14 protein-coding genes and 1 pseudogene are annotated in these 17,569 nt (G+C 73.3%); 5 read left to right on the forward strand and 10 right to left on the reverse strand.

The features are described 5' to 3' along the window. Positions 1-41 precede the first annotated feature (41 nt). The gene (locus tag ACFY6U_RS05280; protein ID WP_390035148.1) at positions 42-845 is read left to right on the forward strand and encodes a hypothetical protein; all 804 of its coding nucleotides are present in this window, start codon (positions 42-44) and stop codon (positions 843-845) included. Between the two features lie 12 nt (positions 846-857). Here ACFY6U_RS05280 and ACFY6U_RS05285 read toward each other — a convergent pair whose 3' ends face one another. Then, complete coding sequence (locus ACFY6U_RS05285; RefSeq protein WP_390035149.1) at positions 858-2,132, reverse strand: AI-2E family transporter; 1,275 nt, start codon at positions 2,130-2,132, stop codon at positions 858-860. Between the two features lie 60 nt (positions 2,133-2,192). After that, positions 2,193-2,387, reverse strand: coding sequence for a DUF3046 domain-containing protein (locus ACFY6U_RS05290; RefSeq protein WP_351484938.1), 195 nt, complete (start codon positions 2,385-2,387; stop codon positions 2,193-2,195). 80 nt (positions 2,388-2,467) lie between these two features. On the opposite strand from ACFY6U_RS05290, the gene ACFY6U_RS05295 reads away from it, so the two are divergent. Further along, on the forward strand, positions 2,468-3,412 hold the full coding sequence (locus ACFY6U_RS05295) for a hypothetical protein (protein ID WP_390035150.1): 945 nt from the start codon (positions 2,468-2,470) through the stop codon (positions 3,410-3,412). Between the two features lie 50 nt (positions 3,413-3,462). Here ACFY6U_RS05295 and ACFY6U_RS05300 read toward each other — a convergent pair whose 3' ends face one another. From ACFY6U_RS05300 to ACFY6U_RS05310, 3 genes and pseudogenes are all read right to left on the reverse strand, one after another. Next, positions 3,463-3,771 (reverse strand): AzlD domain-containing protein, encoded by a 309-nt coding sequence (locus ACFY6U_RS05300; RefSeq protein ID WP_390035151.1) that lies wholly within the window; start codon positions 3,769-3,771, stop codon positions 3,463-3,465. Beyond that, on the reverse strand, positions 3,768-4,520 hold the full coding sequence (locus ACFY6U_RS05305; RefSeq protein WP_390035152.1) for an AzlC family ABC transporter permease: 753 nt from the start codon (positions 4,518-4,520) through the stop codon (positions 3,768-3,770). The genes ACFY6U_RS05300 and ACFY6U_RS05305 overlap by 4 nt, the downstream gene beginning before the upstream one ends. Positions 4,521-4,548: 28 nt before the next feature. Further along, a pseudogene (locus ACFY6U_RS05310) lies at positions 4,549-5,382 on the reverse strand (AraC family transcriptional regulator); the annotation flags it as partial. Between the two features lie 432 nt (positions 5,383-5,814). Here ACFY6U_RS05310 and ACFY6U_RS05315 point away from each other — a divergent pair. From ACFY6U_RS05315 to ACFY6U_RS05325, 3 genes are read left to right on the forward strand one after another with little or no spacing between them, the layout of a single operon-like run. Further along, positions 5,815-10,785: an ATP-dependent helicase gene (locus ACFY6U_RS05315; protein WP_390035153.1), complete on the forward strand. Its 4,971-nt coding sequence runs from the start codon at positions 5,815-5,817 to the stop codon at positions 10,783-10,785. Between the two features lie 49 nt (positions 10,786-10,834). Beyond that, positions 10,835-11,677: an Fpg/Nei family DNA glycosylase gene (locus ACFY6U_RS05320; RefSeq protein ID WP_390035154.1), complete on the forward strand. Its 843-nt coding sequence runs from the start codon at positions 10,835-10,837 to the stop codon at positions 11,675-11,677. 32 nt (positions 11,678-11,709) lie between these two features. Beyond that, the gene (locus tag ACFY6U_RS05325) at positions 11,710-12,474 is read left to right on the forward strand and encodes an SDR family NAD(P)-dependent oxidoreductase (RefSeq protein ID WP_390035155.1); all 765 of its coding nucleotides are present in this window, start codon (positions 11,710-11,712) and stop codon (positions 12,472-12,474) included. Between the two features lie 630 nt (positions 12,475-13,104). Here the strand turns inward: ACFY6U_RS05325 and ACFY6U_RS05330 are convergent. The 5 genes from ACFY6U_RS05330 to ACFY6U_RS05350 all read right to left on the reverse strand — a co-directional run bounded on the left by ACFY6U_RS05330 (position 13,105) and on the right by ACFY6U_RS05350 (position 17,305). Continuing rightward, positions 13,105-13,479, reverse strand: coding sequence for a helix-turn-helix transcriptional regulator (locus tag ACFY6U_RS05330; RefSeq protein WP_351484950.1), 375 nt, complete (start codon positions 13,477-13,479; stop codon positions 13,105-13,107). Positions 13,480-13,588: 109 nt separating this feature from the next. Continuing rightward, positions 13,589-14,134: a CinA family protein gene (locus tag ACFY6U_RS05335; RefSeq protein ID WP_390035156.1), complete on the reverse strand. Its 546-nt coding sequence runs from the start codon at positions 14,132-14,134 to the stop codon at positions 13,589-13,591. Further along, positions 14,131-14,901 carry a CDP-diacylglycerol--glycerol-3-phosphate 3-phosphatidyltransferase gene (pgsA, locus tag ACFY6U_RS05340; RefSeq protein WP_390035157.1) on the reverse strand — a complete coding sequence of 257 codons (771 nt, stop codon included), beginning with the start codon at positions 14,899-14,901 and terminating at the stop codon, positions 14,131-14,133. The genes ACFY6U_RS05335 and pgsA overlap by 4 nt, the downstream gene beginning before the upstream one ends. Next, positions 14,898-16,370, reverse strand: a complete 1,473-nt coding sequence (gene rimO, locus ACFY6U_RS05345; protein WP_390035158.1) for a 30S ribosomal protein S12 methylthiotransferase RimO — start codon at positions 16,368-16,370, stop codon at positions 14,898-14,900. The genes pgsA and rimO overlap by 4 nt, the downstream gene beginning before the upstream one ends. A gap of 92 nt (positions 16,371-16,462) precedes the next feature. Next, positions 16,463-17,305, reverse strand: coding sequence for a RodZ domain-containing protein (locus ACFY6U_RS05350; RefSeq protein ID WP_351484957.1), 843 nt, complete (start codon positions 17,303-17,305; stop codon positions 16,463-16,465). Positions 17,306-17,569: the final 264 nt, after the last annotated feature.

The raw sequence follows: 17,569 nt of genomic DNA on the forward strand, positions 1-17,569 counted from the left end.
CGGACGACGACCGCGCGGACGGGCCCCGGGAGGCTGGGCGCATGTCCTCCTCCCTGAAGAGTCCGCCGCGCAAGCCACCGGCGAACCCGCCGACCGGGATCCTGACCCGGGTGCGCCCCGCCGAGCGTCTCTGTCACGCGACCGGGGTGCTGCTCGTCCTCTCCGGTCTGGCGCACCTGGTGGTGTTCGCGGTCGACGGCGGCCCCTGGTACGGGCCGGTCTCCTGGCGCAAGCCCGTCACGTTCGGGCTCTCCTTCGGGCTGACACTGATGGCGGTCACCTGGGTCACCTCCTACCTGCGGGTCGGGGAGCGGCTGCGGACCGTCCTGCTGCTCGTGTTCGCCGCCGACTGTGTGGTGGAGGTCGGCGGGATCACCCTGCAGGCGTGGCGCCGGGTGCCCTCGCACCTCGACATGGAGACGCCCTTCGACACCGCGGTGTCGATGATGCTCGCGGTGGGCGGCGGGGTCCTGGTGGTGCTGCTCACCGTCTTCGCGGTGGTGTCCTTCCGGCGCCGGCCGGCCGGTCCCGTCGGCATGGCGCTCGCGGTGCGCTCCGGGTTCGCGGTCCTGCTGGTGGCGCTCGCCTCGGGAGCGGCGATGATCGCGCGCGGGGTGGTGCTCGTCCGGACCGGGCACCAGGAGGCGGCGTACGACTCGACGGCCCCGCTCAAGCCGCTGCACGGGGTCAGCCTGCACGCGGTGCTGGTCCTGCCGGCCCTGGCCCGGCTGCTGTCCCGCACCGCGTGGAGCGAGCAGACCCGGTGGCGGGTCGTGGCCGCGGCGGTGGGCTGCTACGCGGCGGCCGTCGCCGCCGCCGGGGTGTGGGCGGTACTCACCTACTGATCGCGGCGGCCGTCAGGACGGAGTGTCTCCGGAGCCCTCGGCCGGCCGCTGCCATATCAGGCGCCGCACCAGGCGCCGCGCGCGCGTGAGCGGCCCGGGGCCGCCCGTGCCCCGCCGGCGGTGCCCTTGCACCCGGGGGTCGTCCGTGACGTCGTAACGCTTCACGTAGGCGCTCAGGAACGCCTGGAGCGTGGCGACCGCCGGGATGGCGATCAGTGCGCCGACCGCGCCGAGGAGCGCGGTGCCCGCGATGACCGAGCCGAAGGCGACCGCCGGGTGGATGTCGACCGACTTGGAGGTCAGCTTGGGCTGGAGCATGTAGTTCTCGAACTGCTGGTAGATCACGACGAACACCAGCACCCACACCGCGTACAGCGGGTTGACGGTGAACGCGATCAGCATGGGCAGCGCGCCCGCGAGATAGGTGCCGATGGTGGGGATGAACTGCGAGACCAGCCCCACCCACACGCCCAGCACGGGCGCGTACGGCACGCCGAGGGCCTCCAGCAGGATGTAGTGCGCGATCCCGGAGATCAGCGCCATCACACCGCGCGAGTACAGATAGCCGCCGGTCTTGTCGACGGCGATCTCCCAGGCCCGCAGCACCTCGGCCTGGCGGGCGGGCGGCAGCACGGAGCACAGGGTGCGGCGCAGCCGGGGGCCGTCGGCGGCGAAGTAGAAGGCGAACAGCGTGATCGTCAGCAGCTGGAAGAGGCCGCCGAGCACCTGCCCGGACACGTCGAGCGCACCGGCCGCACTGTTCTGCGCGTACTTGCGCAGCCAGTCGGAGTGCAGCAGGCCCTCCTGGACGTCGACCCGCTTCAGTTCGGTGTGGAAGGTGTGGTTGACCCAGTTGATGACCGAGTCCAGGTAGTCGGGGAAGTCCTCGACGATCTTGATGATCTGCCCGGCCAGCATCGAGCCGAGCAGTGTGATGAACCCCGCGGTGGCGATCGCCAGGCCGAGGAAGACCAGGAAGGTCGCGAACCCGCGGCGCATGCCGCGGGAGGCCATCCAGCTCACCGCGGGTTCGATGGCGAGCGCCAGGAAGAACGCGATGAGGATGTTGATCAGCAGTCCGGTGAGCTGGTGGAAGGCCCAGCTGCCCAGCTGGAAGGCGGCGACGAGGGCGAGTGCCAGCACCATGGCGCGCGGCAGCCAGCGCGGCATGCGGGCGCCCGGTACCGCGGCGCCGGCGGCCGGTGATCCGGCGCGCGGCGTCGTGTCGGCCGTGTCGGCCGGGAATGCGTCCTGGGCGGTCCGCCCGTCCTCGTCAGTGGATACCACGGTGCAAGTCTCGCCTACGCCACTGACAACGCGTGGCCCTTGTCCGATCTCCGTGCACGGTCAGCGTCTCTCTCCCGGAACGTTCATGACCGCGCAGACCACGCGCCACACGTCCTTGGCCTCCCAGCCGGCGTCCAGCGCCTCGTGCACCGTCAGCCCGCCGAGCTCCGTCATCACGTGATCGCGCGCGAAGGTGTCGGCGTACCCGGAACCGAAGTGTTCCGCCATCCGCTGCCAGAAAACCGTCAACCGCATGAAACCAGTATCCCGCCCCTGAGAGTGGGCCCTGCCCGGGAGCGCCTGCCGAGACCGCTTTCCGCCCTACGGTCTTGCGCATGGCCGAAACCGGAGCTTCCCCGCTCCCCCCTACGCCCCCGGCGCACTCCCCGCTCTTCCGCGCCGAACAGTTCATGTGGCTCACCGCGCGCGTGCTGGAGCAGCGTCTCTTCTCCTACCACTTCCTGAACGGCGACCCCGATCCGGTGGAGAGCGCGCTGGACGCCTACCGCAACGAGGACGGCGGCTACGGACACGCTCTGGAGCCCGATCTGCGGGGCCCGGTGAGCCAGCCGCTGCACACCGGGCACGCGCTGCGGGTCCTGGACGCCATCGGGCGGTGCGGCGGGCAGCGGGTGGAGCGCGTGTGCCGCTATCTGACGGCCGTCTCCACGGCGGACGGGGCGCTGCCGGCGGTCCGTCCCAGCCAGCGCGGCTATCCGGCGGCGCCGTTCGTCCCGGTCGTCGACGACCCGCCCAGCGAGCTCCTGGCCACCGGTCCGGTGGTGGGCCTGCTGCACCGCAACGAGGTGTGGCACGCCTGGCTGTTCCGGGCCACCGACTTCTGCTGGCAGGCGATCGAGTACCTGGAGAAGTCGCACCCCTACGAGATCGAGGCGGCGGTCGCCTTCCTGGACACGGTGCCCGACCGCTCGCGCGCGGAGGCGGCCGCCGACCGGCTGGGCCGTCTGGTGCGCGAGCAGCGCCTGGCCGCGCTGGACCCCGGGCGCCTCGGCGCTTACCCGGTCGCACCCGGCTACGCCCCGCGCGAGCACCACTTCCCGCACGACTTCGCGAAGTCCCCGGACTCGCTCGCGCGGGCCTGGTTCACCGACGAGGAGATGACCCGCTCGCTCGACTTCCTCGCCGCCGAACAGGAGGCGGACGGCGGCTGGCCGATCCGCTGGCGCCAGTGGACACCGGCCGCCTCGCTGGAGGCCCGCCCCAGGGTGACGATCGAGGCCCTGCACACGCTCAGGGCGTACGGCCGCTTCGTGGGGTGACGGAAGTCGACTGCCGGATGCCGGCTGAGGAGGGCCGGGTGACGGAAGTCTCAGCCGGTCACGGCGCGCAACCCCGCCGTGACCACCACGGCGACCCCGACGACGACCAGGAACGGCGCCCGCAGCACCAGCGCCACGGCCGCCGCCCCGAGCCCCGCGGCCCGGGCGTCCAGCACGAGCGCGTGCCCGTCGGCGAACGTCTGCTGGGCCGTGAGGGCGGCGAGCAGGGCCACGGGCAGCAGGGCGGCCAGCCGCCGCACCATCGGCCGCTCCAGCACGCCCGCGGGCACCAGCAGCCCGGCGAGCTTGACGGCGTAGCAGCCGAGGGCGGTCGCGCCGATCGCGATCCAGAAGTTCACCGGGTCTCCTCGGATGCCTCGTCGCGGGTGCGGTCGCGGCCGGACCGGCGGCCGGAGACGAACAGGGCGGCCGGTGCCGCCAGCGCGGCCACCAGGACCGGCACCCCGGCCGGCAGCACCGGCAGCAGGCCGAGCCCCAGCAGCACCGCGAGGGCGGCGACCGCGCGGTCGGTCGTGGTCCTCAGCATGGGAGCGAGCAGGGCCAGGAAGACGGCGGGCCCGGCCGCGTCCAGACCCCAGGCGCCGGTGTCCCCGACGGCCTTGGCGCCGAGCGCACCGAGCAGGGTGGTGAGGTTCCACAGCACGTACAGGCTGAGCCCGGTGACGGTGAAGCCGATCCGGGCGGCGCGCCGCGTCGGCTGGGCCAGGGTGACCGCGGTGGTCTCGTCGATCACCCACTGGGCGGCGAACGGCCGTACCGCGCGCGGGAGCGCCAGCACCTGCGAGAGGCGCAACCCGTAGAACGCGTTGCGCACCCCGAGGAAGAGGGCACCGGCCGCCGCGGTCAGCGGGTTGCCGCCGGCCGCGAGTGCGCCCACCAGGGCGAACTGGGAGGCGCCGGTGAACACCAGGAGGCTGAGCGCGCAGGTCTGGAGCAGGCCGAGGCCGCTGCCGGCCGAGGTCACCCCGAAGGCGAACCCGGAGAGTCCCACGGCGACCCCGACCCCGAGGGCGTCCCTGACGACGGCGGAGTCGGGCTTCGGCCCGTCTTCGCCGCGTATGTCTGCGAGTGCTGTCTGTTGTGCCACGCCCAGGACGTTACGGACGGCCGTCCCGCGCGTCTTGTACGTTCTTGCGCTCGCGCTGGTAGGCGCCCGGCGGGACACCGACGATCCGGGCGAAGTGCCGGTTGAGGTGCGGCTGGTCGGTGAAGCCCACGGCGACGGCCGCCTCGGCGGGTGCCGTGCCGGCGTCCAGCAGCAGGCGGGCGCGGCGCACCCGGGCGTCGGTCAGCCAGGTGTGCGGGGGCATGCCGTAGGCGACGCGGAACGCCCGCAGCAGCGCGAAGGGGCTGGTGCCGAGGTCGGTGGCGAGCCGCTCCAGGGTGGGCGGTCCGGCCATCCGCTCCTCCAGCACCGCACGCGCGCGTGCGGCCAGCCGGGCGCCCGCGGTACGCACCTGCCGCTGCGGCAGCGGACCGCCGTTCAGCCGCAGCAGCCGGGTGACCGCGACCCGCAGCAGGGTGTCGGCCGCGAGCGCGTTGCCCTCGTCGGCGGCGCGCAGCACCCGGTGCACGAGGGCGACGCTGTACGGGTCGTCCAGCACGGGGCTGACGAAGCCGGGGGTGCCCCGGACGGCGGTGGTCTCGGCGGCGATCTGCGCCACGAGGTCCGGCGCCGGATAGACGGCCCCGTACCTCCAGCCCTCGGGCACGCCGGCCCGGCCGGTGTGCGGGGTGTCCGGGTTGACCAGCGCGAGCGCGCCCGCCCCCGCGGACACGTCGGAGCCCCGGTGGTGGAAGACCTCGACGCCGTCCGCGATGGCGGCGATCACGAAGTGCTCGTGGGTGTGCCGCACGAACGTCTTCCTGATGTACCGGGCACGCAGCAGATCGACCCCGGGCAGCGCCTCGTACCGCCAGTGCCGCGCCCGCTCCTCCGATCCCGCCATACCCCCATTGTCGACCGCCCGCCCCACCCGACCGCCCCCAGCCACATCCCTGATCCCACCCGACCGCCCCCAGCCACATCCCCGCACCCACCCGGCCGCCGCCTTCCACGTGCCACCACTCCCGCGTCACACCCGCCGTCCTCAGCCACCACCCCGCTTCCGCTCCGCTTCCCGCCCCCGGCACCTCCGCCTTCCCCTCACCGACCACCCGACACGGCCACCACCATCCCTGTCCGGCCCTCCCGAGCCAGCGCGCGCCCCCACCCACCTTCGCGCGGCCGCCGACGGCGAATCCGCCCCACGGGGGCCACTCGCACCCGACGACGAAACTGTCACGGGCGGTGCGGGTGGGAACACACGGACCGAAGGCGAAGCCGAGGACATCTCCGCAGGTCAGAGCCGATTGTCAGTGGCCGGGTGCAGGATGGACGCATGGCGAAATCCGCACACCGGGCCCTCGACGGCTTCTCCCCCGCGACCCGCGGCTGGTTCACGGGGGCGTTTTCCGCGCCCACCGCGGCCCAGGCGGGCGCGTGGCAGGCCATCGGCGCGGGCTCGGACGTGCTGGTGGTCGCCCCGACCGGCTCCGGCAAGACACTGGCCGCCTTCCTCGCCGCCCTGGACCAGCTGGCCTCCACCCCGCCCCCGGCCGATCCCAGGAAGCGCTGCCGCGTGCTGTACGTGTCACCGCTGAAGGCCCTCGCCGTCGACGTCGAGCGGAACCTGCGCAGCCCGCTGACCGGCATCCGCCAGGAGTCCGTCCGGCTGGGCCTGCCCGAGCCGGAGGTCAGGGTCGGCATCCGCTCCGGTGACACTCCGGCCGCCGAGCGCCGCGCCCTGTCCACCCGCCCGCCGGACATCCTGATCACCACCCCGGAGTCCCTGTTCCTGATGCTGACGTCGGCCACGCGCGACGCGCTGACCGGCATCGAGACGGTGATCCTGGACGAGGTGCACGCGGTCGCCGGCACCAAGCGCGGCGCGCACCTCGCGCTCTCCCTGGAGCGGCTGGACGAGCTGCTGCCGAGGCCGGCCCGCCGCATCGGCCTGTCGGCGACCGTCCGCCCGGTGGACGAGGTGGCCCGGTATCTCTCGCCGCGTCGCAAGGTGGAGATCGTCCAGCCGACGTCCGGCAAGGAGTTCGACCTCTCGGTCGTCGTCCCGGTGGAGGACATGGGAGAGCTGGGCGGCTCCCCGGCCACCGACGGCGCCGAGGGCGCGGAGAAGCCGTCGATCTGGCCGCACGTGGAGGAGCGGATCGCCGACCTGGTGCAGGCGCACCGCTCGACGATCGTGTTCGCGAACTCCCGCCGCCTCGCGGAGCGGCTGTGCAACCGGCTCAACGAGATCGCCTACGAGCGCGCGACCGGCGAGCCGCTGGACGAGCACCACTCCCCGGCCGAGCTGATGGGCGGCTCGGGCGCGGCCCAGGGCGCCCCGCCGGTCCTCGCCCGCGCGCACCACGGCTCGGTCTCCAAGGAGCAGCGCGCCCTGGTGGAGGAGGACCTGAAGGCGGGCCGGCTCCCCGCCGTGGTGGCCACCTCCAGTCTCGAACTGGGCATCGACATGGGCGCGGTGGACCTGGTCGTCCAGGTGGAGTCCCCGCCGTCGGTCGCCTCCGGCCTCCAGCGCGTCGGCCGCGCGGGGCACCAGGTCGGCGCGGTCTCCACCGGCGTGGTCTTCCCCAAGTACCGGGGCGACCTGGTGCAGGCGGCCGTGGTCACCGAGCGGATGCGCACCGGCTCCATCGAGTCCCTGAAGGTCCCGGCCAACCCTCTCGACGTGCTGGCCCAGCAGCTGGTCGCGATGACGTCGCTGGACACCTGGCAGGTCGACGACCTGCTCGCCACCGTCCGCCGCGCGGCGCCCTTCGCCTCGCTGCCGGAGTCGGCGTTCACCGCGGTGCTCGACATGCTCGCGGGCCGCTACCCGTCGGACGCGTTCGCGGAGCTGCGCCCGCGTGTGGTCTGGGACCGGGTCGCGGGGACGGTCACCGGCCGCCCGGGCGCCCAGCGGCTCGCCGTCACCTCGGGCGGCACGATCCCCGACCGCGGCCTCTTCGGCGTCTTCCTGGCCGGCGCGGACCCCAAGAAGGGCGGCGGCCGGGTCGGCGAGCTGGACGAGGAGATGGTGTACGAGTCCCGGGTGGGCGATGTCTTCACCCTGGGCACCAGCTCCTGGCGCATCGAGGACATCACCCGCGACCGCGTGCTCGTCTCCCCCGCCCCGGGTGTCCCGGGCCGCCTCCCCTTCTGGAAGGGCGACCAGCTGGGCCGCCCGCTCGAACTGGGCCGCGCGGTCGGCGCGTTCCTGCGCGAGGTCGGCGCGCTCGCCAAGGACGACGCCCGGCTGCGCCTCCTCGCGGCGGGCCTGGACGCCTGGGCGGCGGACAATGTGCTGTCGTACCTGGACGAACAGCGCGAGGCCTGCGGCCATGTCCCCGACGACCGCACGATCGTGGTCGAGCGCTTCCGCGACGAGCTGGGCGACTGGCGGGTCGTCGTCCACTCCCCCTTCGGCGCCCAGGTCCACGCCCCCTGGGCGCTCGCCCTGGGCGCCCGGCTGTCCGAGCGGTACGGCATGGACGCCCAGGTCATGCATGCCGACGACGGCATCGTGCTGCGGCTGCCGGACGCCGACCTGATGGGCCTCGACCTGCTCGACCAGGCCCCCATGAAGGCCGGTTCGGAGTACGACGCCGAGCAGGCCCCGGTGGGCGCGGCGGACGTCGCCTTCGACAAGGGCGAGGTCGACCAGATCGTCACCGACCAGGTCGGCGGCTCGGCCCTGTTCGCCTCCCGCTTCCGCGAATGCGCCGCCCGCGCGCTCCTGCTGCCGCGCCGCAACCCCGGCAAGCGCACCCCGCTGTGGCAGCAGCGCCAGCGCGCCGCCCAACTGCTCCAGGTGGCGAGCGAGTTCGGCTCGTTCCCGATCGTCCTGGAGGCGGTCCGCGAGTGCCTCCAGGACGTCTTCGACGTCCCCGGGCTCGTGGAGCTGATGGGTGACCTCGAATCCCGGAAGGTCCGCCTGGTCGAGGTCACCACCCCGGAGCCGTCCCCGTTCGCCCGCTCCCTCCTCTTCGGCTACGTCGCCCAGTTCCTGTACGAGGGTGACTCACCGCTCGCCGAGCGCCGCGCGGCCGCGCTCTCCCTGGACTCCCGGCTGCTGGCCGAGCTGCTGGGCCAGGCGGAGCTGCGGGAGCTGCTCGACGCGGAGGTGCTGACCGAGCTGGAGCGCGAGCTCCAGTGGCTCGCCGAGGACCGCAGGATCAAGGACCCGGAGGGCGTCGCCGACGTGCTGCGGCTGCTCGGGCCGCTCACGGACGCCGAGTTGGCGGAGCGGGGCGCCGAGCCGCAGTGGGCCGCGGAGCTGGCGGGCGCCCGGCGGGCCATCAGGGTCCGGATCGCCGGTGCCGAGCACTGGGCGGCGGTCGAGGACGCGGGCCGGCTGCGCGACGCCCTCGGCACGGCCCTGCCCGTCGGCGTCCCCGAGGCCTTCACCGAGCCCGTGAAGGACCCGCTCGGCGACCTCCTCGCCCGGTACGCGCGCACCCACGGCCCGTTCACGTCGACCACCGCGGCCGGCCGCTTCGGGCTCGGGGTGGCGGTCACGGAGGGCGCGCTGCAGCGGCTCGCCGCGAGCGGGCGGGTGGTGCAGGGCGAGTTCCATCCGGCGGGCATCGGCCAGGAGTGGTGCGACGCGGCGGTGCTGCGCAGGCTGCGCCGCCGTTCGCTGGCCGCGCTCCGGCACGAGCTGGAGCCGGTGGCACCGGCCGCGCTCGCCCAGTTCCTGCCGCAGTGGCAGCACATCGGCAAGGGGCACGGGCTGCGCGGCGTCGACGGACTGGTGCGCGCCGTGGAGCAGTTGCAGGGCGCGTCCGTACCGGCGTCGGCTCTCGAGAAGCTGGTCCTGCCGTCCCGCGTGGCGAACTACTCGCCCGCGATGCTCGACGAACTCACCGCGGCCGGCGAGCTCGTGTGGGCCGGCGCGGGAGCCCTGCCCGGCAAGGACGGCTGGGTCTCCCTGTATCTGGCGGACGCGGCCCCCGTGCTCCTCCCGCCGCCGCACCCACTGGAGCTGACCGCTCTCCACCAGTCCGTCCTCGACGCCCTCTCCGGCGGCTACGGCCTGTTCTTCCGGCAGATCGCCGACCAGGTCCGCGCCACCACCCACCCCGACGCCACCGATCCCCAACTGGCCGACGCCGTCTGGGACCTGGCCTGGTCCGGGCGGCTCACCAACGACACGCTGGCCCCGATGCGCTCCCTGCTCGGCTCGGGGCGCACCGCGGGCTCCACCGCGCACCGCGCCAAGCGCGCCGTCCCGCGCGGCCGCTACGGCTCCCTGACGGCCGCCGCCCGGCCCGCCTCCCGTACCGGCCCGCCGACCGTGGCCGGGCGCTGGTCCCTGCTGCCGCAGCGCGAGCCGGACACCACCGTGCGCGCCCACGCCCTGGCCCGTACCCTCCTCGACCGGCACGGCGTGGTGACCCGGGGCGCGGTGGCGGCGGAGGGCGTCGAGGGCGGCTTCTCGGCGGTGTACCGGATCCTGTCGGCGTTCGAGGAGAGCGGCCAGGCGCGCCGGGGTTACGTCGTGGAGGGCCTGGGGGCGGCCCAGTTCGCGATGGACGGCGCGGTCGACCGGCTGCGCGCGGTGTCCAACGCCCGCGAGCGGGGCGAGAGCCTGCCGGGCACCGGCTTCGGAAGCACCGGCCCCTCCGGACCCGCCGCGTTCACCGGCCCGAACGGCGGCCACGGCACACCCGCCGACCCCCTGGATCCCCTCGGCCCCTTCGACACGGCCGGTCTCCCCGACCTGGACGGCGACTTCACCTGGCCGCCAGAGCCGCCCACCGCCCCCGGCGACTACGTCTCCCCCAAGGACCTCGCCCCCGCCGACCCGTTCGCGGCCCCCGGCTACGGCGGCCCCCGAGGCGGCAGCCCCGCGAACCCCTACAACACGAACCCGTACGCCTACGGCAACCGCCACACCCGCGCCCCCGCCGCCCCCGGCCCCGGAGCCGTGGTCCTCGCCGCCGCCGACCCAGCGAACGCCTACGGCGCCGCCCTCGGCTGGCCCGAGCCTCCGACCGGCGCCGGGCACAAACCGGGCCGCAAGGCCGGCTCGCTCGTCGTCCTGGTCGACGGCGAGCTGACGCTCTACATGGAGCGGGGCGGCAAGACCCTGCTGGCCTGGCCCGCCACCCCGGACACGGCCGCCACCGACGACACCCGGCTCCGTAGCGCGGCGGAGGCCCTCGCGGCCGCCGCCCGCGCGGGCACCCTCGGCACGGTGACGGTGGAGCGCGTCAACGGCGCCTCGGCCCTGACCTCCCCGCTCGGCACCCTCCTGGAGGCAGCCGGCTTCATCGCGACCCCGCGCGGCCTGCGCCTGCGGGCGTGAAGCACGGTGCGTGCCTCACCTCCCGCCCCCTCCGTGCCACCCTTGACCCATGCCCGAAGGTGACACGGTCTGGCAGGCCGCGAGGCGCCTGCACGACGCGCTCGCGGGCCAGGTGCTGACCCGCAGCGACTTCCGGGTGCCCAAGTACGCCACGGTCGACCTCAGCGGCCGTACGGTCCTCGGCACCACCCCGCGCGGCAAGCACCTGCTCACCCGCTTCGAGGGCGGCCTGACCCTGCACACGCACCTGCGGATGGAGGGCGCCTGGAAGGTCTACGGCACCGGTGAGCGCTGGCGGGGCGGTCCCGCGCACCAGATCCGGGCGATCCTCTCCACCGCCGACCGCGCGGCCGTCGGATACCGCCTCCAGGTCCTGGAGTTCCTGCGCACCGACGAGGAGGAGCGGGCCGTGGGCCACCTCGGCCCCGATCTGCTGGGCCCCGACTGGAATCCCGACCGCGCCCTGGCCAACCTCCTCGCGGACCCCGCCCGCCCGCTCGGCGAGGCCCTGCTCGACCAGCGCAACCTCGCCGGGATCGGCAACATCTACAAGAGCGAGCTCTGCTTCCTGATCGGCGCGACCCCCTGGCTCCCGGTCGGCGCGCTCCCCGCCGACCGCGCCGCGATCCTCCCCGGCCTCGCCCAGCGCCTCCTGGACGCCAACCGCGACCGCGTGGTCCGCCGCACCACCGGCCTGCGCGACCACGACCTCTACGTCTACGGCCGCGCACCCCGCCCCTGCCTGCGCTGCCACACCCCGATCCGGCTCGCCGACCAGGGCGACGGCTCCCGCGAGCGCCCCACCTACTGGTGCCCCGCCTGCCAGACCGGCCCGGCCCCCGCCCCGGGTTCCCGGCGCGCCCACGGAACCCGCCCCCGTACGACTAATTGACGACCCGTCAGAACTGCTCGTACCGTCCCCTCATGTCCCTCAAGGCGTACGACCTCACCGGACGCACCGCGTTCGTCACCGGCGCCGCCGGCGGCATCGGCCGGGCGTCCGCCGTGCTGCTCGCCGAGGCGGGCGCGACCGTGCACTGTGCCGACCGGGACGCGGACGGCCTGCACGAGACGGCGGCGCTGATCAAGGACCGGGGCGGCTCCGCCCGCCCCCACACCCTCGACGTCACCGACCGGGCGCGGCTCGGGGAGGCCGTGCGGTCCTGCGGGCGGCTGGACGTCATGGCGGCGATCGCCGGGATCATGCACCGCAGCCCGGTCCTGGAGACCAGGGACGAGGACCTCGACCGGGTGCTGGGCGTCAACTTCAAGGGCGTGCTGTACGCCTGCCAGGAGGCGGTCCGGTTGATGCTGGACGGGCGGAGCGGGGGCAGCATCATCACCATGGCCTCCGGGGCGATCGACACAGGCGGCCCCGGCCTGCTCTGCTACGGCGCCGCCAAGGCGGCCGTGGTCCAGCTGACCAAGACGCTCGCCAACGAGGTCGGCCGGCAGGGCATCCGCGTCAACGCGGTCGCCCCGGGCTGGACCCGCACCCCCATGACCGACCGCGACGACAGCGCGGAGCAGCAGCAGACGGAGGCCCGGATGGCCCGGATGTCACCGCTGGGCCGGGTCGGCGAGGCCGCGGACGTCGCGCACGCCGTGCTCTACCTGGCGTCCGACGCCTCCTCGTTCACGACGGGCCAGATCCTGCGCCCGAACGGAGGGGTGGCGATGCCCTGGTAGCCCCCTGGATCCGCCAGGCCGTCCGCCAGCGCGCCGGCCCCAGGGCCCCCGCCGCACGGGCTCTCGGCACGCAGTTCACCGGCAGCAGGCTCAGTCCCCACCCGCCGGCGGCCACGGTCCCTTCCAGGGCCCCGGCGCCGTCGGCGAAGGTGATCCGCAGCACGGCCCACCACCACACCGCCGCGAACCCCAGCGCAACCCCCCAGCGCACTATCCGCCCCACCATGGCCGTCACCTCCAGCCGGACGCTAGAACGCCGCCCGGCCCACCGGGGAGGCGCACCGAGGGCTCACCGATGCAACGGCCGTGGACCGGCATCGGCCTCTGCTACGCGTTCTCCGCCTGGCACATCCAGTGCTGCTGCTCCGGATCCGCCGCGATCCCGACGAAGAGGTTCGGGCAGCGGGCTCTTCACGGCGTGCATGCGTTGTCTCCGGTCGTCGGCCCCTGGCAAGCGTCCCTCCACCATGACCGGGACGGCGGACACCGGCAAATGGACGCATGCCGTCCACGGAGGCACGAAAGCCCCGGCCGTACCCTCCCGGGTCTCCCCGGCAGGGCCCCGGCCGGGGCCTCGCGCACTTCTTCGGCGCCAGGTCGGCGCCGCGTCGGTCTACATCCGCGCAGGCGTCACGCGGCGACCACGTCCACCGCCTCGGCGGGCGCTTTGATGGTCACCCGTTCCGGTGGCACGCCGGTCACCGAGACGGTACCCAGCATCGGGCGAACCGGCGTGGGCACGGGCTCGGTGGCCTGGGCGGACTGGGCCAGCTCGGCGAGGGCGAGCTCGTCGCTCACTTCCCGCATGAGCTCGGACATCCGTACGTCCAGCGCGTCGCAGATGGCGGAGAGCAGCTCGGAGGAAGCCTCCTTCTGCCCCCGCTCCACCTCGGAGAGATAGCCGAGTGAGACTCGGGCGGACGAGGAGACTTCGCGCAGAGTACGGCCCTGGCGCTGGCGCTGCCGACGCAGCACGTCACCCAGCAGGCGACGGAGCAGAATCATCGGTGGCTCCCTCCTCGGACCGCGTAGCCGCATCCTTCACGCCCCACCGTACCGCCTTGCGCCGCGGCCGTGCGGGGAGCGATGTCGTGTTCACTCAGGGCTGCAAACATCAAAACCCCCCGTTCTGTTCCGTATCCTGTGTCCGCTCATTCCCGGTCTGTTCGCTCGCAAGCTCCCTCAGAAGCAGTGCGAGTACGCTCCGTACACTCTCTCTACGAATTTCCGCGCGGTCGCCGTTCAACCGCAGGGCCTCCACTTTTCCGCCAGCGGCAGAACCGGAACCAGGGCCGAACGGCCCGTCCACGGCCACGAAGACCGTCCCGACCGGTTGGCCGTCCTGCGGTTCCGGTCCGGCGACTCCGGTGGTCGCGAGGCCCCAGTCGGCGCCCAGCGCCTTGCGTACTCCGGCGGCCATCTGGGCCGCGACCTGCGGATCCACCGCGCCCCGCTGCGCCAGCAGGGTGGCGTCGACGCCCAGCAGGCCGTGCTTCAGCTCGGTGGCGTAGGCGGTGACGGAGCCCCGGAACGCCTTGGACGCTCCCGGCACCGTCGTGATCTCCGCCGCGACCAGGCCGCCGGTCAGCGACTCGGCGACAGCCAGGGTCTCACCCCTCACCGTCAGTAGTCGCACCAGTTCGGCGGCCGTGGAATTCACTCTTCCGTCTCCTCCGACGCTGCCGCGCGCTCGGCGATTCCGTGCCGCCGCAGCACAATGGCCTGTCTCACATAGTCGAGGCCGGTGACGACGGTCAGGACGACGGCCGCGGCCATCACCCAGAACCTCAGGGTCGCCAGCCACCCCGTCAGTGCCAGCACGTACATCCCGACGGCCACGCCCTGGGTGAGGGTCTTGAGCTTGCCGCCGCGGCTGGCCGGGATCACGCCGTAGCGGATGACCACGAAACGCATCAGCGTGATGCCGAGTTCCCGGGCGAGGATCACGATCGTCACCCACCAGGGCAGATCGCCCAGCCCGGACAGGCAGATCAGCGCCGCCCCCATGATCGCCTTGTCGGCGATGGGATCGGCGATCTTCCCGAAGTCGGTGACGAGGTTGTAGGTGCGTGCCAGATGCCCGTCGAACAGGTCGGTGATCATGGCGATGGCGAAGGCCGCCCAGGCGAGCGAGCGCCACGCCGGGTCGTATCCGCCGCCGGCCAGCATGAGCGCGACGAAGCCGGGCACCAGGACCAGCCGGAGCATGGTCAGCAGATTGGCGACGTTCCACAGGCTGGCCTGGTTGACGGCGGCAGCGGCGATCTTCCCGCCGCGCGCGGGCCGCTCGCCGTCGCGGGCGCCGGAGTCACGGGAACCGGGGTCACGGGAACCGGAATCCGGGGCGGCACCGGAGGTGGCGGCGGAGCCCGGGGCGCCGTGCGCGCCGGAGGAGCCGCCCGCGGCGGACGCCGGGACTCCGGTCATCTGCCGGCCTCCTCACTCCATGCGGGCGAGCCCTGCAACGGCTCGGCCACCAGGTCGACACCTTCCGTACCGACCACCTTCGCCTCGACCATACGGCCCACGCGCAGTCCCGCGCCGCTGGTGAGCAGCACCTGGCCGTCCGTCTCGGGCGCCTGGTGGGCCGCCCGGCCGTGGACGCCGTCCTCGTCGTCCACGGACTCCACGAGGACGTGCACGGTCTCGCCGAGGCGCTCCTCGGCCCGCTGCGAGACGAGCTCCTCGGCGAGCCGGGAGATGTGCGCGAGACGCTCGGCCACGACCTCCTCGGCGAGCTTGTTCTCGTACGTGGCCGCCTCGGTGCCCTCCTCGTCGGAGTAGCCGAAGACACCGATGGCGTCCAGGCGCGCGCCGTTCAGGAAGCGCTCCAGCTCGCCGAGATCGGACTCGGACTCGCCGGGGAAGCCGACGATGAAGTTGGAGCGGACGCCGGCCTGCGGCGCCTTGCTCCGGATGGTGTCGAGGAGCTCCAGGAAGCGGTCGGTGTCGCCGAAGCGGCGCATGGCCCGCAGCACGCCCGGGGCGGAGTGCTGGAAGGACAGGTCGAAGTACGGGACGACCTTCGGGGTGGAGGTCAGCACGTCGATCAGGCCGGGGCGCATCTCGGCGGGCTGGAGGTAGCTGACCCGCACCCGCTCGACGCCGTCCACCTCGGCCAGCTCGGGCAGCAGGGACTCCAGGAGGCGGATGTCGCCGAGGTCCTTGCCGTAGGAGGTGTTGTTCTCGGAGACCAGCATGATCTCCTTCACACCCTGTTCGGCCAGCCACCGGGTCTCGTTCAGCACGTCGCTCGGGCGGCGTGAGATGAAGGAGCCGCGGAAGGACGGGATGGCGCAGAAGGAGCAGCGCCGGTCGCAGCCGGAGGCGAGCTTGACCGAGGCGACGGGGGCGCCGTCCAGGCGGCGGCGCAGGGGCGCACGCGGGCCGGAGGCGGGCGCGACACCCTCGGGGAGGTCGGCCGGGCCGTGCCCCGGGAGCGCCACCGCGGCGGCCGAGTCCTGCCGCTCGGCGGGGCTGATGGGCAGCAGCTTGCGGCGGTCGCGCGGGGTGTGCGAGGCGTGGATGCCGCCGTTCAGGATGGTCTGCAGGCGGTCGGAGATGTCGGAGTAGTCGTCGAAGCCGAGCACGCCGTCCGCCTCGGGCAGCGCCTCGGCGAGCTCCTTGCCGTACCGCTCGGCCATGCAGCCCACCGCCACGACGGCCTGGGTTCTGCCGTGCCCCTTGAGGTCGTTGGCCTCCAGGAGGGCGTCGACCGAGTCCTTCTTGGCGGCCTCGACGAATCCACAGGTGTTGACGACGGCGACATCCGCGTCCGATGCGTCCTCGACGAGCTGCCAGCCGTCCGCCTCCAAACGGCCTGCGAGCTCCTCCGAGTCCACCTCGTTACGGGCGCAGCCGAGAGTGACGAGTGCGACGGTACGGCGTTCAGGCATGGGCTCAAGACTACTTTGTCTGACTGACAGCCCACGTCGAAGGGGCTGGCCGATCATGGCCAACCCCTTGTGTACGTGCATGATCCGAACGATTATCCGACTTCCGGGTCGCCCTTGGTGTACGTCAGACGCTCCACCGCGCCCGGCCGGAACTGGTCCTCGATCTTCTTGCCGTTGACGTAGAGCTGGATGGCGCCGGCGTCGCCGAGGATCAGGTTGATCTTGGAGCTGTCCTGGAAGGTCTTGGAGTCGCCCTTCTTCAGGAGCCCGTCGAAGAGCATCCGGCCGTTGTGGTCCTTGGCCGAGATCCAGCTGCGTCCGTTGACCGCGCTGACCTGGACGGTGACCTTGTCCTGGGGCGCGGCGGCGATCGCGCTGTCGGAGGGCTCGGGGGTCTTGCCGGGCTTGCTCTCCTTCGGGGTCGGCGAGACCGGCTTGCTGGTCGTCGGGGCGGGGCCCTCGGCGACCGACTGCTTGGCGTCGTCGCCGTCGCCGCCCTTGAAGGCGGTGAAGCCGACGAAACCGATCACGACGACGATCGCGGCGACCATGGCCGCCGTCCAGTTGGGTCCGCGCCGCTCGGGGCGGATACGTTCCGCCTCGAACAGCGGCGCGGCGGGCGTCGGCGCGGGCCGCCCACCACCGTGCTCCGCCGCGAACTGCGCGAGCAGCGGCTCGGGGTCGAGACCGACGGCCTTCGCCAGGGTCCGGATGTGCCCGCGGGCGTAGACGTCGCCGCCGCAGGGCGCGAAGTCGTCGGCCTCGATGGCGTGCACGATGGCGATACGGACCCGGGTGCTCCCGCTGATGTCGTCGACGGTCAGCCCGGCGGCGATGCGGGCCTGCTTGAGGGCTCGGCCTACGGAGGGGCGGTTTTCCTCGGACACGTCTGGGAACGGACGCTCGTCTTCAGGGGAGTTGCTGCCGATGGACACGGGGGCGCCTTTCGAGCGTGTAGCCACCTGTGCTGGAGGTTCAGTCTATGGGGGGTACAAAAGGGTGAGGCAACCGGGCGGTACGACTTTGTACGCCATCGGTATGGCCCGACATCCCGATGACGGGTCAGGTGCGCGCCCCAGAATGGGGTACACACCTTTCCTCTCGCTCAACTTGACGTACGTCAAAGGGAAACGGTTGCCCGACGGTCCCTAACGGGTGGATCACGGCGATGACTCCACCCGGCCCGCAGACGCCCGTAG

It is taken from the genome of Streptomyces sp. NPDC013157, assembly GCF_042899865.1.
In the GTDB taxonomy this organism is placed as follows: domain Bacteria; phylum Actinomycetota; class Actinomycetes; order Streptomycetales; family Streptomycetaceae; genus Streptomyces.